This window comes from Rhodoblastus sphagnicola, from assembly GCF_002937075.1.
Classification (GTDB): domain Bacteria; phylum Pseudomonadota; class Alphaproteobacteria; order Rhizobiales; family Beijerinckiaceae; genus Rhodoblastus; species Rhodoblastus sphagnicola.
Genome location: NZ_NHSJ01000039.1, coordinates 1 through 22,402, shown reverse-complemented (window position 1 = coordinate 22,402; position 22,402 = coordinate 1). Strand labels below are relative to the sequence as shown.

General features: G+C 64.3%; 21 protein-coding genes. 9 read left to right on the top strand and 12 right to left on the bottom strand.

Going from position 1 to position 22,402, the window contains the following annotated elements:
- Positions 1 to 129: 129 nt before the first annotated feature.
- Together CCR94_RS05505 and rpoZ are read right to left on the bottom strand one after the other, a co-directional pair.
- Complete coding sequence (locus CCR94_RS05505) at positions 130 to 2,310, bottom strand: RelA/SpoT family protein (RefSeq protein WP_104506928.1); 2,181 nt, start codon at positions 2,308 to 2,310, stop codon at positions 130 to 132.
- 161 nt (positions 2,311 to 2,471) lie between these two features.
- A complete protein-coding gene (rpoZ, locus tag CCR94_RS05500) occupies positions 2,472 to 2,855 on the bottom strand; it encodes a DNA-directed RNA polymerase subunit omega (protein ID WP_104506877.1) in 384 nt (127 codons plus the stop codon).
- 454 nt (positions 2,856 to 3,309) lie between these two features.
- Here rpoZ and CCR94_RS05495 point away from each other — a divergent pair, with 454 nt between their 5' ends.
- From CCR94_RS05495 to CCR94_RS05485, 3 genes are all read left to right on the top strand, one after another.
- Positions 3,310 to 3,927, top strand: coding sequence for a LabA-like NYN domain-containing protein (locus CCR94_RS05495; RefSeq protein WP_104506876.1), 618 nt, complete (start codon positions 3,310 to 3,312; stop codon positions 3,925 to 3,927).
- Between the two features lie 39 nt (positions 3,928 to 3,966).
- A complete protein-coding gene (locus CCR94_RS05490; RefSeq protein WP_104506875.1) occupies positions 3,967 to 4,641 on the top strand; it encodes a uracil-DNA glycosylase in 675 nt (224 codons plus the stop codon).
- Positions 4,642 to 4,711: 70 nt separating this feature from the next.
- Complete coding sequence (locus CCR94_RS05485; RefSeq protein WP_210302263.1) at positions 4,712 to 5,398, top strand: NUDIX hydrolase; 687 nt, start codon at positions 4,712 to 4,714, stop codon at positions 5,396 to 5,398.
- Between the two features lie 88 nt (positions 5,399 to 5,486).
- On the opposite strand, the gene CCR94_RS05480 is transcribed toward CCR94_RS05485, so the two are convergent.
- Entirely contained in the window at positions 5,487 to 6,794 is a 1,308-nt protein-coding gene (locus tag CCR94_RS05480; protein WP_104506873.1) for a hypothetical protein, read from the bottom strand.
- Positions 6,795 to 6,938: 144 nt separating this feature from the next.
- Here CCR94_RS05480 and CCR94_RS05475 point away from each other — a divergent pair, with 144 nt between their 5' ends.
- From CCR94_RS05475 to CCR94_RS05465, 3 genes are all read left to right on the top strand, one after another.
- On the top strand, positions 6,939 to 8,126 hold the full coding sequence (locus CCR94_RS05475; RefSeq protein WP_104506872.1) for an MFS transporter: 1,188 nt from the start codon (positions 6,939 to 6,941) through the stop codon (positions 8,124 to 8,126).
- 120 nt (positions 8,127 to 8,246) lie between these two features.
- Complete coding sequence (rpmG, locus tag CCR94_RS05470) at positions 8,247 to 8,414, top strand: 50S ribosomal protein L33 (RefSeq protein WP_104506871.1); 168 nt, start codon at positions 8,247 to 8,249, stop codon at positions 8,412 to 8,414.
- A 194-nt stretch (positions 8,415 to 8,608) separates the two neighbouring features.
- Complete coding sequence (locus CCR94_RS05465; RefSeq protein ID WP_104506870.1) at positions 8,609 to 10,423, top strand: Hint domain-containing protein; 1,815 nt, start codon at positions 8,609 to 8,611, stop codon at positions 10,421 to 10,423.
- Here CCR94_RS05465 and CCR94_RS05460 read toward each other — a convergent pair.
- Both CCR94_RS05460 and CCR94_RS05455 read right to left on the bottom strand, forming a co-directional pair.
- Positions 10,420 to 11,157, bottom strand: coding sequence for a glycerophosphodiester phosphodiesterase family protein (locus CCR94_RS05460; RefSeq protein ID WP_104506869.1), 738 nt, complete (start codon positions 11,155 to 11,157; stop codon positions 10,420 to 10,422). The two genes, CCR94_RS05465 and CCR94_RS05460, sit on opposite strands and share 4 nt — an antisense overlap.
- Positions 11,158 to 11,170: 13 nt before the next feature.
- On the bottom strand, positions 11,171 to 11,656 hold the full coding sequence (locus CCR94_RS05455) for a RidA family protein (RefSeq protein WP_104506868.1): 486 nt from the start codon (positions 11,654 to 11,656) through the stop codon (positions 11,171 to 11,173).
- A 184-nt stretch (positions 11,657 to 11,840) separates the two neighbouring features.
- Here CCR94_RS05455 and CCR94_RS05450 point away from each other — a divergent pair, with 184 nt between their 5' ends.
- Positions 11,841 to 12,644, top strand: a complete 804-nt coding sequence (locus tag CCR94_RS05450) for an EipB family protein (protein ID WP_158254637.1) — start codon at positions 11,841 to 11,843, stop codon at positions 12,642 to 12,644.
- Between the two features lie 3 nt (positions 12,645 to 12,647).
- On the opposite strand, the gene CCR94_RS05445 is transcribed toward CCR94_RS05450, so the two are convergent.
- From CCR94_RS05445 to CCR94_RS05430, 4 genes are all read right to left on the bottom strand, one after another.
- Entirely contained in the window at positions 12,648 to 14,696 is a 2,049-nt protein-coding gene (locus CCR94_RS05445; protein ID WP_158254636.1) for a putative bifunctional diguanylate cyclase/phosphodiesterase, read from the bottom strand.
- 180 nt (positions 14,697 to 14,876) lie between these two features.
- Positions 14,877 to 16,412: an acyl-CoA carboxylase subunit beta gene (locus CCR94_RS05440; protein ID WP_104506927.1), complete on the bottom strand. Its 1,536-nt coding sequence runs from the start codon at positions 16,410 to 16,412 to the stop codon at positions 14,877 to 14,879.
- Between the two features lie 558 nt (positions 16,413 to 16,970).
- Positions 16,971 to 17,777 carry an ATP12 family chaperone protein gene (locus tag CCR94_RS05435; RefSeq protein ID WP_104506865.1) on the bottom strand — a complete coding sequence of 269 codons (807 nt, stop codon included), beginning with the start codon at positions 17,775 to 17,777 and terminating at the stop codon, positions 16,971 to 16,973.
- Between the two features lie 13 nt (positions 17,778 to 17,790).
- A complete protein-coding gene (locus CCR94_RS05430) occupies positions 17,791 to 18,438 on the bottom strand; it encodes an HAD-IA family hydrolase (RefSeq protein ID WP_244593951.1) in 648 nt (215 codons plus the stop codon).
- A 213-nt stretch (positions 18,439 to 18,651) separates the two neighbouring features.
- On the opposite strand from CCR94_RS05430, the gene CCR94_RS05425 reads away from it, so the two are divergent.
- Together CCR94_RS05425 and CCR94_RS05420 are read left to right on the top strand one after the other, a co-directional pair.
- Positions 18,652 to 20,739: a carbon starvation CstA family protein gene (locus CCR94_RS05425; RefSeq protein ID WP_104506863.1), complete on the top strand. Its 2,088-nt coding sequence runs from the start codon at positions 18,652 to 18,654 to the stop codon at positions 20,737 to 20,739.
- Positions 20,711 to 20,926, top strand: coding sequence for a YbdD/YjiX family protein (locus tag CCR94_RS05420; protein ID WP_104506862.1), 216 nt, complete (start codon positions 20,711 to 20,713; stop codon positions 20,924 to 20,926). Before CCR94_RS05425 ends, CCR94_RS05420 begins: the two co-directional genes overlap by 29 nt.
- Before the next feature lie 4 nt (positions 20,927 to 20,930).
- Here the strand turns inward: CCR94_RS05420 and CCR94_RS05415 are convergent, their stop codons facing one another.
- The 3 genes from CCR94_RS05415 to CCR94_RS05405 form a co-directional block, all read right to left on the bottom strand.
- Positions 20,931 to 21,452, bottom strand: coding sequence for an RES family NAD+ phosphorylase (locus tag CCR94_RS05415; protein WP_104506861.1), 522 nt, complete (start codon positions 21,450 to 21,452; stop codon positions 20,931 to 20,933).
- A complete protein-coding gene (locus CCR94_RS05410; protein WP_104506860.1) occupies positions 21,449 to 21,799 on the bottom strand; it encodes an antitoxin Xre/MbcA/ParS toxin-binding domain-containing protein in 351 nt (116 codons plus the stop codon). The genes CCR94_RS05415 and CCR94_RS05410 overlap by 4 nt, the downstream gene beginning before the upstream one ends.
- Positions 21,800 to 21,894: 95 nt before the next feature.
- A partial coding sequence (locus tag CCR94_RS05405) for a DNA gyrase C-terminal beta-propeller domain-containing protein (RefSeq protein ID WP_275112805.1) occupies positions 21,895 to 22,402 on the bottom strand: 508 nt, incomplete at its 5' end.

The following is a 22,402-nucleotide window of genomic DNA, read 5'->3' as shown; positions in this document are numbered from 1 at the left end:
TGTAACGGTGGCGTTTCACGTGGAACATAACAAGAACAAATTATTCGCGTGTCAAGTCCGGCGGATTGGTTTTCACTTTTTGGGTTTTCGCTTTTTGGCCGGCTTCGACCGGCGCGCGCCGCCCAAAAATCAGCCGATCACCCGCTCGACCCGATGGACCATGGGCAGCGCCCGCAGCCGCGACAAGATGTCGGTCAGATGTTTCAGGTCGAACACTTGCAGTTCGAAGATCATCTCGCGGAAGTCGGGGGAAATCTTGTTGAATTGCACGTCGTCGATATTGGCGCCGGTCTCGCCGATCAGGCTGGCTATGGCGCCCAGGCTGCCGGGCTCGTTGATGCCGGCGACGACGACCTTGGCCGGGAACAGCTCGGGCGCGCCCTCCATGTCCCAGCGCACGTCCAGCCAGCGCTCCGGCTGGTCGTCGAACCCCTCCAGCGCCGAGGCCTGGATCGGATAGATGGTGACGCCCTCGCCGGGCGTGAGGATGCCGACGATGCGGTCGCCCGGCACCGCTCCGCCATCCGGCGCGAAACTCACCGGCAGGTCGCCGCGCAGGCCCCGGATCGGCAGCGCATGGCCGGTTGAACCCGGCGCCTTGAACTGCATGCCGGCGGCCTTCTGCATCTTGAACCAGCCGGGATCTGGCCGGCGCCCCGCCGCGGTTTTGCGCTCCTCTTTGAAGTCGGGATGGACAGCCTTGACCACGTCGCCGGAGAACATTTCCCCGCGTCCCACCGCCGCCAGCACATCCTCGATATTGGAGCGCGCGAGCCGGGGCAGCGCCAGCTTCAGCTTGTCGTCGCCGAACGGTTTTCCGGCCCGTTCAAAAGCGCGCAAGACGATCTGGCGGCCAAGCCCGGCATATTGCGCGCGCACCGCCTCGCGCGAGGCGCGGCGGATAGCGGCGCGGGCCTTGCCCGTCACGGCTATGCTCTCCCAGGCCGCCGGCGGGGTCTGGGTTTCCGCGCGGATGATCTCGACCTCGTCGCCATTGGCGAGCGGCGCCAGCAAGGGCGCGAGGCGGCCGTTGATCTTCACCCCCACCGCCGAATTGCCGACGCTGGTGTGAACGGCATAGGCGAAATCGATCGGCGTCGCGCCGCGCGGCAGGGCGATGAGACGGCCCTTGGGCGTGAAGCAGAACACCTGGTCGTGGAACAGCTCCAGCCTGGTGTGCTCCAGAAATTCCTCGGGGCTGTCGCCGTCGGCCAGCATGTCGATGGTGCGCTTGAGCCATTGATAGGCGCTGCTCTCCTGCGACAAAGCCGGCGCGACGCCGTCCTTGTAGAGCGCGTGCGCCGCGATGCCGTTGCGGGCGATGTCGTGCATGTCGTGGGTGCGCACCTGCAATTCGACGCGCTGGCGTCCCGGCCCGACCACGGTGGTGTGGATCGAGCGGTAATCGTTCTGCTTTGGCGTGGAAATATAGTCCTTGAACCGGCCGGGGACGCTCGGCCATTTGGTGTGGACGATGCCGATCACCGCATAGCAGTCCTCGACGCGGTCCACGACGACGCGGAAGCCGAAAATGTCGGAAAGTTGCTCGAAGGCGACGGACTTGCGCTCCATTTTCGCCCAGACCGAATAGGGCTGCTTCTGCCGCCCGCGCACCTCCGCGTTGATGCCGCGCTTGCGCAGTTCCTCGGCCAACTCCGCCTCGATGGCGCCGATCAGCTCGCTGTTGTCATTGCGCAAATCAGCCAGCCGCGTCGAGACCAGGGCGAAGGCTTCCGGATTGAGATTCTTGAACGCGAGATTCTCCAGCTCGTCGCGCATCAATTGCATGCCCATGCGCCCGGCCAGCGGCGCATAAATGTCCAGCGTCTCCTGCGCGATGCGCGCCCGCTTGTCCGGATTGACGAAATGCAGCGTGCGCATGTTGTGCAGCCGGTCGGCGAGCTTGACCAGCAGCACGCGCACGTCCTCCGCGATCGCCAGCAGCAGCTTTCTGAAATTCTCCGCCTGCTCCGCCTTCTTGGAGACGAGGTCGAGCCGTTTCAGCTTGGTCAGGCCATCGACCAGCGCGCCGATCTCCGGGCCGAAGATTTCGTCGATCTCGGCGCGCGTGGCGGCGGTGTCCTCGATGGTGTCATGCAGCACGGCGGCGACGATTGTGGCGTCGTCGAGCTTCATTTCCGTGAGAATGGCCGCGACTTCCAGCGGATGGGTGAAATAGGGGTCTCCGGAGGCGCGGGTTTGCGCGCCATGGGCGCGCATGGCGTAGACGTAGGCGCGGTTGAGCAGATCCTCGTTGGCGTTCGGATTGTACTTGCGCACGCGATCGACGAGTTCGTACTGCCGCATCATTTCTGGAAAAATCTCCGGGATGGCCAAACCGTAACGACCGCGCGCGCTGTCTCCAAGCAAAAACGGAAAAGCGCGCAATCGGAAGCCGGCTGGGCCAAATAAAAACCGGAGATCGCGGTGCGATCTCCGGCTGGATTCGGCTGGCTTGAGACCCGCGCGGATTACTCGGAGTCGTCCTCGGTCTCGGCCGGAGGCACCAGACCTTCGAGGCCGCGCAAAAGATCTTCCTCGGTCATGCGATCGAACTGCACGTCTCCGGCGAGATCGCTGGTCGGCGTGACCAGCGCCGGCACGACTTCCGCCTCGGGCTCGTCCACCTCGACATGCTTTTGCAGCGAGTGGATGAAGTCTTCCTTCAAATCTTCGGGAGCGATGGTCGAATCCGCGATTTCCCGCAGCGCGACGACCGGATTCTTGTCATTATCGCGCGGCACGCTGATCTGCGCGCCGGAAGAGATCATGCGCGCACGATGGCTGGCGAGCAGAACGAGATCAAAACGATTGTCGACCTTGTCGATGCAGTCCTCGACAGTGACCCGAGCCATGCTGGCGCTCCTCGGAAAAGGTGAAAAGGGGACTGATTGTCCTGTTAGAGATGGAGGCGCCGGAAAGCAAGGTTTATTGTCGCAACTCCGTGAAAATGCCGCAACCTGTCAGTTGCGAGCAGCGGGAGACAGTTTTTTTGAGTGTCGGACCTTGGCTTACGTAGCGTGAGGCCTTGATCCGTTAAAATTATTTTCTAAATAATGACGAACCATGCTGGGAAATTTTGTGTTTGTTTTGTAATTAGCGGTTTGACGCCACCTGCGGGTGGCGCCAGATTACAACCACAAGGCGGCATGATGTCGCACCGCGTAAGGATAATGTCGTCGCACAATCAAGACTCAGGACTATTTCGCGGTTTGCCTTTCGCGCGTTTTGACATTAGTCAAGCAAATGACGCGGGTGACGACTAACGCAGGGCTTAGGCCCATACATAATCGGAAACGGAAACTCATAATGGCTGACCAGGAACGTATCGCCCTATTTATTGACGGAGCCAACCTCTATGCGACCGCAAAATCCCTAGGCTTTGACATAGACTACAAGCGCCTGCTGAAGGAATTCCAGGGCAAGGGCCGTCTTCTGCGCGCTTTCTACTACACAGCTCTGGTGGAAGATCAGGAATATTCCTCGATCCGCCCGCTGATCGACTGGCTCGACTACAACGGCTATGCTGTCGTGACCAAGCCGGCCAAGGAATTCGTCGACGCGCTCGGACGCCGCAAGGTCAAGGGCAACATGGACATCGAACTCGCGGTCGACGCCATGGAAATGGCCGATCACGTCGATCACATGGTGCTGTTCTCCGGCGACGGCGACTTCCGCTCGCTGGTCGAGGCCGTGCAGCGCAAGGGCGTGCGCGTGTCGGTGATGTCCACCATCACCACGCAGCCGCCGATGGTGGCCGACGAATTGCGCCGCCAAGCCGATGAATTCGTCGATCTCGTGCATCTCGCCAACAAGATCGGCCGCGATCCTTCCGAACGCAGCGATCGCATGCAGCGCTTCCAGGAGCGCCGTCCGGCCGCGCCGGTCCCGACTCATGCGCATGATGAGGAACCCGCCGAAGACTGAGCATCTGTCCTTGCACCTCCATCGGCGAAGGCGGGCGCCATGACCCTGACGGCGCCCGCTTCGCCTGAAATTGACTGTCCGCTTTGCCCCCGCCTTGCGGCTTTTCGCGCGGATAATCGTCTGCTGCTCCCCGACGGCCACAATGCGCCCGTGCCGAGCTTCGGACTTTTACGCGCGCCTCTCTTGATCGTCGGCCTTGCGCCCGGTCTGCGCGGCGCCAATTTCACCGGGCGCCCGTTCACCGGCGATTTCGCCGGAGATCTGCTTTACGCCACCTTGCTGAAATTCGGCCTGGCGCAGGGCGTTTATGGGGCCAATGCATCGGACGGATTGCAACTTGCTCATTGCAGAATTTCAAACGCGGTGCGCTGCGTTCCACCCCAAAACAAGCCCACACCCCAGGAAATTGCAACCTGTCGCTGTTTCCTGAGTGCGGAGATCACCGCCATGCCCGCCTTGAGCGCCCTGCTCTGCCTCGGCCGCATCGCGCATGACGGCGCGGTGAAGGCGCTGGGCCTGCGCGCCAGGGAGGCGCCCTTCAGCCATGGCGCAGCGCATCGCCTCCCCGGCCTGACCCTCTACGACAGCTATCATTGCTCGCGCTACAACACCAATACGGGCGTGCTGACGCCACAAATGTTCGACGCGGTTTTCGCGCGGATCGTCGAGGATTTGAAGCTTTGCGGCGGTCGGGACGAAGTCGGCCGGACCTGATCCGCGCCATTAGCCGCATCAACGGCATTGCCGTCGGCGAAAAGACCACTAATGTCGCGCCGTGACTCACGTGAAAAACTCCCCCCGCCCCCGCGACGCCGCAGCCCTCGTCCTGATCGACGGCAAGGGCAAAAAGGCGCGCGTGCTGCTGGGCAAACGCAATCCGGCGCTGAAATTCATTCCGGGCAAATATGTCTTTCCCGGCGGGCGACTGGAGCGCGGCGACCGCGCCATGACCGTCGCCGGACCGCTCGATGCGCGTGACGAAGCGCGGTTGATGCAGGTTTGCGGCAAGAAGGGTGAGGATTTCGCCCGCGCGCTGGCGCTGGCCGCCATTCGCGAATGCTTTGAAGAGACCGGGATCGCCCTTGGCGTTTCCGACTATGGCGGCCCGGCGCGTCCGCCCGCCTGCTGGCGGACCTATGGCGCGCACGGATTGCTGCCGGATCTGGGCGGCCTGCATTTTTGCGCGCGCGCGGTCACGCCGCCGATGCTTCCCCGGCGATTTGACGCGCGGTTCTTTGTCGCCGACGCCAAGGGCATAGCCGCACGGGTCGAGGGCGTCTGCCATAGCGGCGCCGAATTGACCGAACTGGTGTGGGCGCCGCTGGATAGAGCCGAAAGCTACGACCTGCCGGACATTACGCTGATGGTGCTTCAGGAAGTGCGCGCGCGGTTTGACGGCGGCTTGAGCCGTTTTTCCCCGGTTCCGCATTTCCATCACAGCCGGGGAGTGTGGCGGCGGGATTTACTGTAATAAGGTTTGCGCGAGAGTACTTCGCAATCTGCGAAAGCAACTCGCGCGGAATTCCTTGGAGCGAAAGCGGAACTCCGCGCGCCCTGCTTCAGTTGGTCAGGCGTTTGTCAAAACCCGCCTTGCGCGCCGCAAGTTCGGCCGCACGCTCAGCCGGAGTGACGCGCGCCGCGCCATCTCCAAGGTTTTGCGCGAGGTCGGCCACTTTTACCAGTTTCCACTGCCGCACGATCTTGTCGATGTCGGCTTTGGTGAAATCCTCGAAGCGCACGGTGGCGAGTCCGTCGTGCAGGCCCGTGGTGTCAACCCAGTTGGCATAACCGGGATCGCGCGGGGCGACGATATAGGTGATGGTTCCGTCGGCATTCTTCCTCGCCTGCCGGTTCGAGAGGCCGGAGACATTGTCCCAGTAGGGAATCGACCGGCCCCAGGGGTCGCTCAACTGGAAGCCCAGATAGGCGGCGGTTTGCGGGTCGAGCGTCGCCACCAGCGCTTCGTCGTCCTTGATGCTGAACCGCCCGACGCCGATAATATTGCCGACCACGCCCTCCTCGCCGCCGCGCACCGCCAGCTTGATCTCGTTGGCCGGCGTTTTCGCGAAGTCATTAAGGAATTTGATGTTGAGCTTGGCGAAGACATCAATGTTGGCGACCGCTTCTGCGCGGGTCTGCTCGGGGCTTCCGTGCGGCGGTTCGGCCCCGCCGACCACTTCGATGGTCAGCCGGTTCGGCAACTGACTGTTCCAGTCCGCCAGCGTGTCCCGAATCAGCAGGCTGGACGCGCCTTCGGGCAGAGTCAGGTGGTTGCGCCGACCATTGGCCGGGGTGGAATCGGCGGTGATGACGAAACTGCCGTCCGGGCCGACGTCCACGTCCTTGGCCCACAGCGACGTCAGCACCCGGCTGACGAAATTCTGGTGGACCTCGATCAGGAAATCCCGGTTGGACGGCTGGGCGCCGCGCTGGCCCCGGATCACATAGCGCAGCGACGGCGACACCGACACGGCGCGGTAGATGCGGTCGGCCGTATCGACCCCGAAGCGGCCGCCGGGAGCGGCGTCGGCCCCGACCTTGTAGGGCGGCGTCTCCGTCCAGTAGATGGCCGGGTTGAACTGGTTGCGCTCCACGGCGTCGCGCGCCGACGCATAGACGAGATCGTCGACCGCGCCTTCGAGTTGCTCCTTGCCGTCCTTCGTGCTGGCGATCGGCAGCTCGGACCACGATTTCACCACAGCGTCGCGCGCCGCCTTGACGGCGGGATCAGCCACCAGGGCGTTCGCGGCCTGGTCGATCTTCTGCTGGCTCGCCGTGACGAGCGTGAGCGATGTCTCCGCGAAGACCGGCGCGGCGAGCGCGACAGCCGAGAGCGCGAGAAATGGAGCGATGGAACGTAAACGCATGAGTCTTTCCCGGAATCGGCGAGCCAGATCGCCATCGCAATAATAATACTTTTCCGATCGGGTTTATGTCAAGTTATGACGCAAATCGAACGACGCCGCCGATGGGGCTGGCCCTGAAACGCGCGGACAGGCATATAGCGGGGCATGACCGCCTTCGACGCACAGACTAAAAAATCGCTCACCGCAGCCATCGCGTGCATCTCCATCGTCGGAATCGGCCTGTCGCTGGTGATTCCGCTGCTGGCGCTTAAACTCGAAGCCGCCGGATTCGCCGCGCGCGACAATGGCGCGCAGGTTGCGGTCTCCGGTCTCGCCACCCTGCTCGGCGCGCCGCTCGCCCCGGCGCTGGCCCGCCGGTTCGGCCTGCGCCCCTTGCTCGGCGCGGCCATCGCGCTGGCGGTCGCCGCGCTCGGGGCCTTCGCCCTCACCGACGATTACCGGCTGTGGCTGGCGATTCGGCTCGTCTTCGGGCTGGCGCTGACCACTGTGTTCGTGCTGAGCGAATATTGGATCAGCGCGGCGGCGCCGCGCGGCCAAAGCGGGCTCGTGCTCGGACTTTACGCCACCTTCCTGGCTTTGGGCTTCGCGTTCGGGCCGGCTTTGCTCAGCCTGACCGGGACGGACGGAGTGGCGCCCTTCGCGCTCGCCGCCGCGCTGATGGCCGCCGGCGGACTGCCGGTGGTCTGGGCGGGCCAATCCGCCGCCGATCTCGACGCCGAGTCGCACGCCTCCGGCAGCCCGAAACTCGCGCCGATTTTTCGCGCCGCGCCGGTCGCGGTGGTCGCGGCCTTCGTCTATGGCTGCGTCGAAACCGGCTTGACCGGGTTGCTGCCAGTGTTCGGCCTGCGCTCCGGCTTTTCGCCGCAATGGGCGACGTTTCAGCTCACCCTGTTCGCGCTTGGCAATGTGGTGTTTCCCGTGCCAATCGGCATCATCGCCGACCGGACCAGCAAAATTCGGCTGCTCGGATGGTTCAGTCTGGTCGGCCTGTTCGGCGCGCTGATCCTGCCGGGCCTGGCCGTCCATCGCGAGGTTTACGCCGCCTGCCTTTTCGTCTGGGGCGGCGTCACCGGCGGGCTTTATACGGTCGGACTCGCCGCGCTGGCGGAAAAATTCCACGGCGCTAATCTGTCCGGAGCCAACGCCGCCTATGTCATGATGTATGCGCTGGGCATGGTGGTCGGGCCGCTGGCGCTTGGACTGGGGCTCGATTTCGCGCCGCACGGCCTGTTCGACGCCCTGGGCGCGCTGTTCGTCGTCTATCTCGGTCTCATCCTGTTCTTGCATGGTCCGTTCGCCGGAAAGACGCCAAAGACTCCTCGGGAAACTTGACAAAGCGGTCATGTTGGCTATTTTGCGCACACGAATTCGGGCCGGAGAAATCCGGCCCCTTTGGTTTCCATTGGCCTTCGTCCGATTCTGGATGCTGCGCCGGATTGCAGGGTTTAAGAAATGGCCAAGGCCGCCACGATCAAGATCAAGCTGCTGTCAACCGCCGACACCGGCTTCTTTTACGTCACCAAGAAGAACGCCCGCACCAAGACCGACAAGCTGGCGTTCAAGAAATACGATCCCGTCGCGCGCAAGCACGTCGAGTTCAAGGAAACCAAGATCAAGTAAGATCTTGAGTTTCCTGTCCAAAGCCGCCCGACCGGGCGGCTTTTTTTTTGGCGCGGATCGCTCCACAACTCGCAGATTGCAAAATAGGGTGACGTTAAGTAAGGTAAGGCTGGATCTGGCGCGGCGCATGGCCGTTCGAGACGATCGCGCGAGGTTGCGCTGTTTCGCTCGCGGCCAAGTTTCGGAGTCTGGCCATGACCGATTATGTCTGGGGGCCGATCACCGTCGCCAATGGCGTTTACACTTGGCGGAACGGCCAAATCAACTGGAACACTTCGCTCGACTGGCTTCTCGGCCCCTCGCTCAATTTCAGCGCGCCGATGCCCGGCGATGCGCCCGGCAGCGGCTTGGGCGGATCGGACGGCTCTCTGGACAACGTCACTTTGGTAGCGGGGGAACTCGGCTACCAGTTTCTGATGTACAGTTTCCCCTATTCGACCAACTTCTTCCGCGTCGATGTCGTGATCGACTCCGGCTCCGTCGCCATCGACACCCTGACGCTGGCCGGCTTTAACGGAACCGCGGATCGTTATTGCGCGCAATGGCCGACGCTAGAAGTGCGGGGCGCAACGCTCGTCGTCAACGGCTCCATTGGGGACTCCAGTTCGGTCAACATGGTCGCGCCGGCCCCCACGACGATCTCCGCATCCGGCGGCGGCGTGATCGCCCTCAGCGGCGGCGCGACGGTGCAGGTCGCGGGCGCGGTCCCGTCCGATATCGAATTCGTCTTCGGCGATGGCGCCAACAACAAGCTGTCGCTGGGAACCGTGACGAGCAGCACGATCCAGACCATTTTCGGGTTGGTCGAGGGCGACAGCATCGACCTGACCTCCGTCAAATACACGGGTGGCCAACCGCAACTGTCATTCGCGACCCTGGTCGATCTCCAAGCGTGCTTGACCTATGTGTGCCCTCTGTCCGTCACCGAGAACGGCGTCACCTACAGCTTCAATCTCGACTCCGCCGCAAGCGGCAAGACCTTCCTGGCCACGGCCGACGCCAGCGGCGAGGGCACGCTGATCACCGTCGTCGCCTGCTACCGCCGGGGCGCGCGGATCGCGACTGAACGCGGCGAGGTCGCCGTCGAGGATTTGCGCGTCGGCGACGTCGCCGTCACGGCGAACGGAGGACGCCGGCCCGTTCGCTGGATCGGCTGGCGGCGGCTCGGTCTCGCGCGGGACCCCGACCCGCGCGCGGTCTGGCCGGTCCGCATCGCCGCCCACGCCTTCGGCGAGGACCGGCCGCGCCGGGACCTGTGGGTCAGTCCCGGCCACAATATTTTCGTCGATGGCGCGCTGATCCCGGCGATCGCGCTGGCCAACGGCGTCACGATCGAACAGGTCGCGCTCGCCCAGGTTGAATATTATCACGTCGAACTCGACGCCCACGACATTCTGCTTGCTGAAAACTTGCCGGCTGAGTCCTATCTTGATTGTGGCAACCGGGCCGCGTTCGCCAATCACGACGGTGCGGTGCAGCTTTTCCCCGATTTCGCGCCAAAATGCGCGGAAGGCGCGTGTCATCCGCTGCGCAAGTCCGGGACGGAGGTTGAGGCCGCCAAGGCCGCGCTGCTCGCCCGGGTCCTGGCGCTCGGCCATGGCATGACGCGCGATCCCGATCTGCATCTGCTGGCCGATGGCGTGGCGATCGAACCGGCGCGCCGCGACGGCGGGCGCGTCATATTCGACATTCCCGCCGACGCGCGGGCGCTGCGGCTGAAATCGCGGGTGTGGACCCCGGCCCATATGATTCCGGCCAGCGCCGACGATCGCGCTCTTGGCGTTCTCGTCACCCGGTTGGAGATCGACGGCGTGGCGCAGGATCTGTCGGCGCTCGGCGAGGGGTGGCGCGAGGTCGAATCGAGCGTTTGGCGCTGGACGGACGGGGATGCGGCCCTGCCCGGCGGCGCCCGCGCCGTGGCGGTCGAAACCGACGGCGCGCCTTTATATTGGAACCGTCCCGGCGACGCGGCGCGCGATCTGTTCGGCGCCGCCTGCCTGAGCGCTTAAGCTTCAAAACCCTCGAACACGATCTGGTCGGCGTGGCGCAGCACTTGCGCCGCCTGGGCCGCGTTGCGCACGGTCCAACTCATCACCTTCATGCCCGCGCAGGCGCGGGCGAGTTCGCAGGCCGCATTGGGCAGGTCGCCGCAGCGCCACGACAGGAAATCCGGGCGCGTCTCGCCGGCGTGGACGAAGCGGGCCAACCGGTCTTTCTCGGCCGCCGACAGGTTGGCGAAATCCTCGTCGCCGTCATAATCGGCCTGCGCGACCATGCCGAGCGGCCAGGGCGCGCCAGCGGCGCGGAGCGCCGCGATCAGGGCGGGGTCGAAACTTTTCAACGCCACTGGCCCCGCATGGCCGGCGAGCGCGGCGGGAATCTTTCGCGCCAGCGCGAGATCGCCGGAGAAATCGCTTTTCAGTTCGAGAATCAGCGGCGTCGTCGCGCCCTCGCGAAGAAAATACGCGAGGGGGGGAATCGGCTCGCCGCTGCGCAGCCGCAGGGTTTTGACCTCCGCAGAATCGCGCTGGCCAAACAAGCCTTCGGCGCCGGTGAGGCGGGCGAGATCGTCGTCGTGGAAGACGAAAATCTCGCCGTCGCGCGACAGCCGGACATCGGCTTCCACCGCATAACCGTGCTTGACCGCCGCGCACAGCGCCGCAAGCGAATTCTCGGTTTTTCCGCCGTCGTGCAGCCCGCGATGGGCGATGGGGCGGGCGGTCAGCCAGTCCGGGGCGTTCACGGCAAAATCCCGTTCACGGCAGAATCTCGAAAATCGCCTCGACTTCGACGCAGGCGCCCAGCGGCAGTTGCGCCACGCCGATGGTGGAGCGGGCGTGCGCCCCCTTTTCTCCAAGCGCGGCGCCGATCAGGTCCGACGCGCCGTTCATCACCAGGGCGAGTCGGGTGTAATCCTCGGCTCCGCGAATGAAACCGCCGAGCCGAACGCAGGCAGCGATCCGGTCGAGGTCGCCGATCTGGGCGCGGACCTGCGCCAGCACATTGACCGCGCACAGCGCCGCCGCCTGTTTGGCGACACCCTCCTCCACTTCGGCGCCGACGCGGCCGATATGGCCTTCGCTCAGCGAGCCGTCCGGGCCGAAGGGCAATTGTCCCGAGACGAACAGCAGCGCGCCGCTGCGCACGGATGGAACGTAATTCGCGACCGGCGCGGCGGGAGTCGGCAGGACGAATCCGAGATTGGCGAGTCGGCGTTCGACTTCGCTGGCGATCTGAGCCATGGGCGTTTTCCTTAGTGAGTCTGTTTGCGGCTGGAGGGAAGCCGCGCGATCCTATCGAGCGTCGGCGAATAACACGCGGTCCTCTTTCGCGCATTGCGCTGGAGCGCAATTTCGCCGAAGATTGACAGTAAAGCTGTTTCGCGTCCGCGATGACAATGATGCGACGCCCAGGGAGACCTTATCCATGCGCCTGACCGCCAGCCTGCTGTGCCTGATGGCGACCGGCGCCGCCGTTCGCGCCGAACCGCAGGCGCCGAGCCTCGCCAGCCATGGCGCGCTCTATCTCTTGCGGATGGCCGACGCGACGGGAACCAAGGCGCCTGCGACCGCAGAAGGCATGATCTCCTATCATTTCTCCGCCGATTGCGACTTTTATGCCCAGACCCTGCGGCAGGCGATCGACATGCAACCCCAGGAGGGCCGTCGCCAGGTCAGCGAGAGCCGCGTCAGCACCTATGAGGACGGGCGCGGCCAGGACTTTCGTTTCGCCACCAATGAAACGGGATCGCGCGGCGAGGAGGTCGAAGGCCGCGCCCAGCGCAGCAACGGCGCCCTCGCCATCGCGCTGAGCGCGCCCCGGCCCCAGAAGATAAGCACGGATGGCGCGGTGTTGTTTCCGACCCAGCATGTCGCCCGGTTGATCGAGGCTGCGGAGCGTGGAGAAAAGATCCTGCTGGCGCGCGTGTTCGACGGCTCCGCCGACGGACGCAAGATTTTCAACGTCACCGCCGTCATCGGCGCGGCGCGCAACATTGTCGATGGCGACCCCGCCGCCAACGCGCCGCAATTGCGTGGTCTCAAGCGCTGGCCGGTATCGCTGGCCTATTTTCCCGAAAGCGTCCGCGACGGTCTGCCGGACTACACGCTGAGCTACGATCTCTACGAAAACGGGGTTTCGACCAATCTGCGTCTCGACTATGGCGATTACGCGCTGGTCGGCGCGTTGACGCGGATCGAATTTCCGGCGCAGGCGCACTGCCGCAAATAGCGATCAACCGGCGCGCGACAACAAGCGTGGCTTGGTCTTCGCCTCCGCGATGAAGCGCGCCACGTCGTCCTGGGGGATCGGGCGGCTGAACAGGAAGCCCTGCACGACATTGCAGCCGAACTTGCGCAGCAGGTCGAACTGCTCGGAGGTTTCGACGCCCTCGGTCACGCAATGCAGGTTGAGATTGCCGATCAGGCCGATCATGCTCTTGACGATATCGCGGGCGACGCCGCTGCCGTGAATTTCCTGGATGAAGCTGCGGTCGATCTTGATCTTGTCGACCGGCAGCCTGTGGACATACGACAGGCTTGAATAGCCTGTGCCGAAATCGTCGAGCGAGATTTTCACGCCGAGCCGCTTCAACATGGTCAAGGCGGCCTCCGCCTTCTCGAAATCGGTCAGCAGCGAGGTCTCGGTCACCTCGATGTCGATCCGCGCCGTGTCGATTTCGCTGGCTTCGATGATCGCCACGATCTGGGTCAGGGCGCGCGGCGACAGCAGGTCGCGCACCGAAAGATTGACGCTGACGCCCAGCGATTCGGGCCAGGCCTTGGCGGCCTTCAAGGCCTTGCGCAGCACGGTGCGCGTCAGGGCGTGAATGATTTCGCTGCGCTCGGCGACCGGGACGAACTGGGTGGGCGAGACAGCGCCGAGTTCCGGCGACTTCCAGCGCGCCAGCGCCTCGAACGAGACGATCGACTGGTCGGCGACATCGAACAAGGGCTGGAATTCGAGTTGAATTTCCTCTTCGAGATTGGCGCGGCGCAGGCATTGCTCGATGCGCGCGTTCATCCGCATGTTGGTCTCGTGATCGGCCGTGAACAGCACGGCCTCGCCGCGACGATTCTGCTTGGCGTAATAGAGCGCGAAATCCGCGCGCTCGTAGAGATGCTGGGCGTCGCGGGCGTCCTCGGGGAAGCGCGCGAAGCCGATCGAACTGGAGATGGTGGCGTGGGCGTCGCCGATGCGCACCGGGGCCTTGAGCGCCGCGCAAATTCGCGCGCCGAACGCCAGAATATCGGAGTCCGTCATCCGGCCGCTCAGGAAGACGCCGAATTCGTCGCCGCCGAGGCGCGCGATGGTCGCGCCTTCTTGCCCGAACAGGCGCAGGCGCTCGGCGCATTCGCACAGCACCTTGTCGCCGAGGGCGTGGCCATAGAGGTCGTTCACCGGCTTGAAGCCATCGAGATCGACAATGCCCATCAGCACCGGGTCGCCCGTGTCGATCTCGCGGGAGATGTCGGCGAAGAAGGCGCGCCGGTTCGCCAGTCTGGTCAAGCTGTCGGTGTTGGCGAGGCGCTCGTTGTCCTCGGCCAGTCGCGACTTTTCGTCGGCCAGTCGCGACATGTCCTCGGCGAGTTGCGACTTTTCGTCGGCCAGTTGCGACTTGTCCTTGGCGAGTTGCGACTTGTCCTTGGCGAGTTGCGACGCTTGGGCGCGCGCGGCCACCATGTCGTCAAAATCCCGCGACGAACCGCTGACCGACATGAACAGCGACAACAGCACGATGAAAATATTGACGCCGGCGAGGATGGAGGTCGAGTCGCCGGCCGTCATCAGCAGCCAGGCGAAACCCGGCAGGCTCATGCCGCCGATCAGCAGCGCCGTCTTGGGCAATTGCGCCAGCGCGAAAATCGCGAACATGCCGGTGAGCGCCACGGCGTGGATCAGCGCGTTGCGCTGCGCGGCGTCGGCGTGGACATAAAGCGCCGTCACCCAGACGATATAGACCATGGAGAGCGCGGTGGAGGCCGTATTGACGCGGCGCAGGATGCGGCCCGCCTCCTCTTCGCCGATCACCCTTCCCGCGATCCGCAGCCAGTCGAACGCCATCAAGCCGCAGATTGCGAGCAGCGCCACCGGCGCGGACAGCGTGAGCGGCAGCGGAGCGGAATGCAGCGCCATCGCGGCGAGCGCCAGGGTGTTTCCAGCGATCACCAGGGCGAGCAGCGGCATTTGCCGGACCAGCGCGGCGACGCGGACGCGATTGAGTTCAGGGCTCTGGGCGGGCCGCGGGCCACACCCGCCAGCCGGGGAAAACTGCAATTGCATGGCGATCAACTCACAAGCCCTTGCGCACATTCGGAAAATGGCGATTGTTAAATTTTTAGGTGAAACGTCTTAATCGTGCGTTACCTTACGTAAAATCAAGCAAAACATAAGCTTGGGCGCCAAAATAAAAAAACCTCCCGCCAAACCGGCGGGAGGTTTCCTTGAGCAAGTTCCGTCCGCTCACAGCGGAATGTTGTCGTGCTTTTTCCACGGGTTTTCCAGCTCCTTGTGGCGGAGCATGGCCAGGGCGCGGGCGACGCGCTTGCGCGTGCCATAGGGATGGATCACCTCGTCGATATAGCCGCGTTCGGCGGCGACGAAAGGCGACAGGAAGCGGTCCTCGTATTCCCTGGTGCGCTCGGCGATCTTGTCCGGATCGGACATTTCCTGACGGAAGATGATCTCGACTGCGCCCTTGGCGCCCATCACCGCGATTTGCGCGGTCGGCCAGGCATAATTGATGTCGCCGCGCAAATGCTTGGAGGCCATGACGTCATAGGCGCCGCCGAACGCCTTGCGCGTGATGACCGTGACCTTCGGCACGGTGGCTTCGGCATAGGCGAACAGCAATTTTGCGCCATGCTTGATCAGTCCGCCATATTCCTGCGCGGTGCCGGGCAGGAAGCCGGGCACGTCGACGAAGGTGACGATTGGAATGTTGAAGGCGTCGCAGAAGCGCACGAAGCGCGCGGCCTTGCGCGAGGCGTCGGAATCGAGCACGCCGGCCAGAACCATGGGCTGGTTGCCGACGAAGCCGACGGTGCGCCCGGACAGGCGGCCAAAGCCGACCACGATATTCTTGGCGTGGGCTTCCTGGATCTCGAAGAAATCGGCCTCGTCGACGACCTTCGTGATCAATTCCTTCATGTCATAGGGTTTGTTGGGATTTTCGGGAATGATCGTGTTCAGCGACATGTCATAACGGTCGCAATCGTCGAAGGTCGGCCATTCCGGCACTTCGTCTGTGTTGGACGACGGCAGGAAATCGATCAGGCGGCGCATTTGCAGCAGCGCCTGGAGGTCATTGTCATAGGCCTTGTCGGCGATCGAGGATTTGGTGGCGTGGACCGAGGCGCCGCCCAGCTCTTCCGCCGTCACCGTCTCGTTGGTGACGGTTTTCACCACGTCCGGGCCGGTCACGAACATGTAGGACGTGTCCTTGACCATGAAGATGAAGTCGGTCATGGCCGGCGAATAGACGTCGCCGCCCGCGCACGGGCCCATGATCACCGAAATCTGCGGGATGACGCCGGAGGCCAGCACATTGCGCTGGAACACCTCGCCATAGCCGCCCAGCGCCGCCACGCCTTCCTGGATGCGGGCGCCGCCGGCGTCGAACACGCCGATGATCGGCGCGCGGTTGCGCAGCGCCATGTCCTGGATTTTTATGATCTTTTGCGCGTGAGTCTCGGACAGGGAGCCGCCGAGCACGGTAAAATCCTTGGCGAACACATAGACCACGCGGCCGTTGATCGTGCCCCAACCGGTGACGACGCCGTCGCCCGGGATCTTCTCGCCCTCGTCCATGCCGAAATCGACGCAGCGATGCTGCACGAACATGTCGAATTCCTCGAACGACCCGTGATCGAGCAGCAGTTCGATGCGCTCGCGGGCGGTCAGCTTGCCGCGCTTGTGCTGCGCGTCGATGCGCCTCTGGCCGCCACCGAGGCGGGCGCCTTTGCGGCGTTTTTCAAGGGATGCGAGGATGTTTTTCATGGAGCCATTCCGGTCTTTGTGGCGAGCCTTGGCGGCGGCGCGGCGAAAATGGAAATTCGCGCGGGGTTTAACACGCGCGGAGGGGGACCGGAACAGGCAAGATGACGCTTGGATGAACGCCTTTTGGCTAATACGGCGAACTTTGCGGCAATCCGGCGCGGCGCCGCAGCGCGGCGACCTCGCGATGGGGCGCCAGAACGGCCAGACCTTTTTCAGGATGAACACGATCTCGCCGCCGAAGGCGCTGGGGCGGCGCAGGATGAACTTGACCCCCTGGCGCGAGCGGGAATCGTCCGGCCCGACCGCCGCGATATCGTCCAGCGCAACGCGCCGTTCCCTGCGAAAATCCGAGACGTAGAGGGAATCGCCCTCGACGCGGACGCGCTTCAGCCCGCCATAGCGAACGGCCAGCACAAGCGTCACGGCGAGCCAGATCAACGCGAAGGCGATTTGACCGCCTGTGGAGGGACTCCGAATGCCCGCGCGGTTGAAGTAAAATACCTGCGCAACTTTGCCTTGCGCGACTTTCCCTCCGGCGCGCATTACGCAAGGCAAATACTACCCCAGCGCAGCGTAAAGCTCATAAGCCGCGCGCATGTCCTTCAGCCGCACCGCCCGGCGGGCCTGCGCCTCCTCGTCGCCGCCCCAGAGTTTGAGCTGGTGGTCCTCGTCGACATGGGCCGCCGCCCAGCCCTCGTCGAATTTTTGCGCGCCCCGCGCCAGCGCCAGCGCGATCAGCACCGAACCGGTCAGAGCCGTCATTTCATGCAGGGCGGTGAGGCGGAAGGCGCCGTCGGGCTGTTGCGCCTCGGCGTCAATCGCCCGCGCCACCGCCGCGATCGAGTCCTCTGGCTGGGCCACGAACATTACACCCTCGGCCAGATGGAAGCGGGCGCCAAAAACCCGTTCGGCGAAAGCCAGCACCGGCGTCCAAGCGGCGTTCTGCGCGGCGACCAGAGTCTCCGGCTCGCCGGCGCGATAGCACACCAGATCCGAAGCCGCGAATTTGGCGATTTCCGCCGCCACCTGCTCCATTTGCAAGGCGACGCCGTCGAGCGCGGTATTGGCCATGCGGGTCAGCGGCATGGTGGCGGGGTCGATATGCTCGCCCTGCCCGCGCCATTCGGCGGCGAGCGCTTCAGCCAGCGCCTGCGTCGGCAGCGCCAGTTGTCCGCGCGACGGTGTGCGCACCGGCTTGCCGTCGAGCATCAGCCCAAAACCGCTTTCGGCCGGGGCGACCGCCACCTCCGTGTAAAATTTTTTCGGCAGCGGGCGCTTCATTTCGCGCTGCGCCGCCTTAACCGGATTGCGCTCCTCGTCGGCGACGAAAATCGCGGTCAGATCGTCACGCGTTGAAGAAGTCATGCCAAAAACTCATTCATTTCAAGAACTCTTGGAGCCTCGTCTCGAGTTCGTCCACGCTGTGGGCGAGAACATTGGCGCCCGCCGGGCCCAGCTTTTCGTGACAGTGATAGCCCCAGGCCACGCCAATGCAATGGGCGCCGGCGCGATGGCCCATCATCATGTCGAAGGTGGTGTCGCCAACCATGCAGGCGTTTTCGGCGGTTACGCCGGTCTCGCGCAGGGCGCGCTCGAACATTTCGGGCGCGGGTTTCGACAGCGCGTCGTCGGCGGTCTGCACCGTGGCGAACAAATCGGCCCAGTTCTGCCGCGCGAACAGTTTTTGCACCCCGACCCGGCTCTTGCCGGTGGCGATGCCGAGCTTGCAATCGGGCCGCGCCGCCAGGCGGCGCAGCAGCGCGTCCACACCGGGATAAAGTCTGTCCTCTTCCGGCGTGGCGTGGGCGCGCAATTCGCTGTAGGCCGCCTTGTAGGCGGCGGCCAGCGTCTCGACCGGCCCCTGGCCATCGGTCAATTCGACGAAGGCCTCGCGCAGCGACAGGCCGACCACGGAAAGCGCGCGCTCCCGGCTGGGCGGCTCGCGGCCATGGGCGGCGAAGGCGCGCTTTTGCGCCTCGACGATAACATTCTGGCTGTCCACCAGCGTGCCGTCGATATCAAACATGACGAGCTTCATCGCGGCCCTCCCGGATGGCGAATCTCAATGGCTTGTCGACCAGCTATAAACCTCAGGCCCGATCCCGCCAATTCCGCCATGGGCGCGGAACCCTCACCGGGATCAAACCTTGCGTCGCGCCAGTCTTGACGCGACGCAAGCGACGAGTCATCCCTGGATCGGGACAATCAGGCTGGGCTTGACCCGGTGGGGGAAGCGTCAATGACGAGCGTGTCGCAAGCCGGCAAACCGGCTTTGGTATCCTATTTGCCTTGGGTGGCGGTCGCCGGGCTCGGCGCTTTCGCGCTCGGGACGGTGGCGCTGCATCGCGGCGAGAGCATCAACGCCCTGTGGCTGGTGACCGCCGCGCTGTGCGTCTATCTGATCGCCTACCGCTTCTACAGCCTGTTTATCGCCCGCTACGCCTTGCGACTGGACGATGCGCGCGCAACGCCCGCCATGCGCCACAATGACGGGCTGGACTACGTTCCCACCGACAAATACGTGCTGTTCGGCCATCATTTCGCGGCCATAGCCGGGGCGGGACCGCTGGTCGGCCCGGTGCTGGCGGCGCAGATGGGCTATCTGCCGGGCACGCTGTGGCTGCTGGCCGGCGTGGTCTTCGCCGGCGCGGTGCAGGATTTCATCGTGCTGTTCCTGTCCACGCGGCGCGACGGGCGCTCGCTCGGCGACATGATCAAGACCGAAATGGGCGTCACCGCTGGCCTGATCGCGCAGTTCGGCGTACTCGCCATCATGATCATCCTGCTCGCGGTGCTGGCGCTGGTGGTGGTCAAGGCGCTCGCTGGCAGCCCGTGGGGAACCTTCACCGTATTCTCCACTTTGCCCACCGCTCTATTGATGGGCGTTTACAACCGTTTCATCCGGCCCGGCCGCATCGCCGAAATGTCGATGATCGGCTTCGTGCTGCTGATCGCCGGCATCCTCTACGGCCAGACCGTGGCGGAAAGTCCGACGCTGGCGCCGCTGTTCACCTTTAAAGGCGAGACGCTGGCGCTGCTGCTGATCGGCTACGGCTTTGTCGCTTCCGTGCTGCCGGTCTGGCTGCTGCTGGCGCCGCGCGACTATCTCTCGACCTTTCTGAAAATCGGCACCATCCTGGCGCTGGCTGTCGGCATCGCCATCGTCATGCCCACGCTGAAAATGCCGGCCGTGACCCAGTTCATCGATGGCACGGGGCCGGTGTTCAAGGGCGCGATGTTCCCGTTCCTGTTCATCACCATCGCCTGCGGCGCCGTCTCCGGCTTCCATGCGCTGATCGCCTCCGGCACCACGCCGAAAATGGTCAGCTCCGAATCGGAACTGCGCTTCATCGGCTATGGCGCCATGTTGATGGAAAGCTTTGTCGGCATCATGGCTTTGATCGCCGCCACGGCGCTGGAGCCGGGCGTCTATTTCGCCATGAACGCGCCGGCCGGCGTGATCGGCACGGACGCCGTGAAAGCCGCTTCCGTGATCTCCAGCTGGGGGTTTGTCATCACCCCTGAAATGCTCACGCAAGTCGCCCAGGACGTGGGCGAGAAAACCATCCTCTCGCGTGCGGGCGGCGCGCCGACGCTCGCCGTCGGCATGGCCGAAATTTTGGCCGGCTTTTTGGGCGGCTCCGCCATGAAGGCGTTCTGGTATCATTTCGCCATCCTGTTCGAGGCCCTGTTCATCCTGACCACGGTGGACGCCGGCACCCGCGTCACCCGCTTCATGATCCAGGACCTCACCGGCAATTTCGTTCCCTTCATGGCGCGGACCCGCAACTGGGCCGCCAATCTGATCGCGACCGGCCTCGCCGTCTCCATGTGGGGCTATTTCCTCTACCAGGGCGTGGTCGATCCGCTCGGCGGCATCAACACCTTGTGGCCGCTGTTCGGCATCGCCAACCAGATGCTCGCGGCCATCGCGCTGATCCTGTGTACGGCGGCCTTGTTCAAGATGAAGCGCGACCAGTTCGCCTGGATCACCCTCGTGCCGACGTTCTGGCTGCTGATCTGCACGCTCACCGCCGGCTGGCAAAAACTGTTCGACGCCAATCCGGCCATCGGTTTCCTCGCGCAGGCCGGCAAGTATGCGGCCGCCGCCGCCGAGGGCAAGGCGCTCGCGCCGGCCAAGACCGCCGAAGAGGCGGCGCGCGTGGCGCAAAACGCCTATGTGGACGCCGGCCTGACCGCCATCTTCATGGTGGTGGTGCTCGCCATGATCATCGCTGGCGTGAGGACCGTGGCCAAGGCCCGCGCCAATCCCGCTGTCACGACCAGGGAGGTTGGCGATGCCGGTGTGCTGCCCTCCAAGGCTTAAGGCGATCGGGAAATCCCTGCGCCAGACGGCCGCGCTGATGTGCGGCCAACCGGACTATGACGCCTATGTCGCCCATGTGGCCCGGACGCATCCGGGCCAGCCTGCGATGAGCCGCACGGAATTCTTCCGCAATCGGGAGGACCGGCGGTTCGGGGTGGGCAACGCGAGCGGGTTTCGCTGCTGTTGAAGCTTTACCGCTGTCGAGACGAGGCGGCCAAGCGTCCCTCGTCATCGATCAGTGTGAGCCGGGTCGGGGCGGATTGGCCCCATGTCCACAGCACAAGATTCAAATCGTCCGCTGTCGCGCCCGCGGCGAAACTGCGGACGAGCAGGCCGAAATAACCCGCCTGGCTGAGCCGGCGCGCGAAATTCTGGCTGCGCGCCTCGCCCTGTTTCATCTCATCCCGCCAGCTTGGCGCGGCGAGGGCGGCCGCATCCATGCCCTCCCGCGCCAGCGCCTCCGCGTCGCGGCCGTCGAAAATGGTCTCGATCTCCGCGTCATAGCAAACCAGTGTGGTCGGCTGCAGCGCGCCAACCTGATTGGCCTCGCGCAAGGCGGTCACCGGCGACAGCGAGCAATAAAGCGCGGGAACATTTTTAGGGTTGAACCGGCCACCGAAGCGCGCGGCGCCCTCACCCGAAAGCGGTTGGCCGGCGTAAACAGGATTGAGCGCACGAAAAAGCTTGCCGCTGTATTTTAGCGGCGCGCTCACGCATGGACGCCGGAATCGACAGCGTCGATATAGTCGAGCACCTCATCGGCGCGCCCGGCGCGCGCGAGCTGCATGGCCGTTTGCCCGGAAAAGCCCGACAATGGCTCTGACCGATACCACGCATAGGCGAGCAGCGCCGATCCGAAGCGCGGCTCCACCTTGTTCAGGATTTCGACCATTTCACGCAAGCGGCGCTGGGTGCTGTCGGACCTGATCCGATTGGCGCGCTGTACCGCGTCCCGGCCAAGCCCCGCCGTGCGCGCCACTTCGGCGCTGGTGGTGCGCAATGTATCGGCAATTTTCTTCGGCGCGAAAAAGCCGTCATCCGCATATTGGGCCAAGCCCATGGTCGTATCCTCTTCGCCACATCTCTTGACGCAATATAGCGCCAAAATATGCGGACATCAAGGAGAGCAACTTTCCCGAGGACCTGGAGGCCCCCTCACCCGAACTTGTTGTTCCTCGGAAAATTCTTCGGCGGCAGGCGGCCGGCGTCGGCGCGGGTTCCCAGCCATTCCGTCAGCGCGTCCTTGCCCACATTATGGACTCGGCCGGCCGAATCCGTCCACGACAGGCCCTCGTCCAGCGCAAAAGTCTTGATGTCCGACAGGCCGCCGTCCTTGTAGCGTTGCAGCCGCACGCCTTTGCCGCGCGTCATTTCCGGGATTTCCGACACCGGGAAGCACACCAGCTTTCGGTTCTCCCCGATCGCCGCCACCGTGTCGCCCTCGACCGGAACGATGAAGCGCGCCTTGGCCGGCGCCTCCACGTTCAACAGCATCTTGCCCTTGCGCGTGTTGGCGATCATGTCGTTCTCGGCCGCGACAAAGCCGCGCCCGTCGCTGGCCGCTACCAGCATCTTGCCGTTGGGCCGATGCACGAACACCGCCGCGACATCGTCGCCGTCGTCCATTTCCGCCAGCAGGCGGATCGGTTCGCCCGCCCCGCGC

Coding starts and splice junctions, on each gene's coding strand:
- CCR94_RS05505 (WP_104506928.1), bottom strand. CDS start 2,310: ATGATGCGGCAGTACGAACTCGTCGATCGCGTGCGCAAGTACAATCCG.
- rpoZ (WP_104506877.1), bottom strand. CDS start 2,855: ATGGCTCGGGTCACTGTCGAGGACTGCATCGACAAGGTCGACAATCGT.
- CCR94_RS05495 (WP_104506876.1), top strand. CDS start 3,310: ATGGCTGACCAGGAACGTATCGCCCTATTTATTGACGGAGCCAACCTC.
- CCR94_RS05490 (WP_104506875.1), top strand. CDS start 3,967: ATGACCCTGACGGCGCCCGCTTCGCCTGAAATTGACTGTCCGCTTTGC.
- CCR94_RS05480 (WP_104506873.1), bottom strand. CDS start 6,794: ATGCGTTTACGTTCCATCGCTCCATTTCTCGCGCTCTCGGCTGTCGCG.
- CCR94_RS05475 (WP_104506872.1), top strand. CDS start 6,939: ATGACCGCCTTCGACGCACAGACTAAAAAATCGCTCACCGCAGCCATC.
- rpmG (WP_104506871.1), top strand. CDS start 8,247: ATGGCCAAGGCCGCCACGATCAAGATCAAGCTGCTGTCAACCGCCGAC.
- CCR94_RS05465 (WP_104506870.1), top strand. CDS start 8,609: ATGACCGATTATGTCTGGGGGCCGATCACCGTCGCCAATGGCGTTTAC.
- CCR94_RS05455 (WP_104506868.1), bottom strand. CDS start 11,656: ATGGCTCAGATCGCCAGCGAAGTCGAACGCCGACTCGCCAATCTCGGA.
- CCR94_RS05450 (WP_158254637.1), top strand. CDS start 11,841: ATGCGCCTGACCGCCAGCCTGCTGTGCCTGATGGCGACCGGCGCCGCC.
- CCR94_RS05445 (WP_158254636.1), bottom strand. CDS start 14,696: ATGCAATTGCAGTTTTCCCCGGCTGGCGGGTGTGGCCCGCGGCCCGCC.
- CCR94_RS05440 (WP_104506927.1), bottom strand. CDS start 16,412: ATGAAAAACATCCTCGCATCCCTTGAAAAACGCCGCAAAGGCGCCCGC.
- CCR94_RS05435 (WP_104506865.1), bottom strand. CDS start 17,777: ATGACTTCTTCAACGCGTGACGATCTGACCGCGATTTTCGTCGCCGAC.
- CCR94_RS05430 (WP_244593951.1), bottom strand. CDS start 18,438: ATGTTTGATATCGACGGCACGCTGGTGGACAGCCAGAATGTTATCGTC.
- CCR94_RS05425 (WP_104506863.1), top strand. CDS start 18,652: ATGACGAGCGTGTCGCAAGCCGGCAAACCGGCTTTGGTATCCTATTTG.
- CCR94_RS05420 (WP_104506862.1), top strand. CDS start 20,711: ATGCCGGTGTGCTGCCCTCCAAGGCTTAAGGCGATCGGGAAATCCCTG.
- CCR94_RS05410 (WP_104506860.1), bottom strand. CDS start 21,799: ATGGGCTTGGCCCAATATGCGGATGACGGCTTTTTCGCGCCGAAGAAA.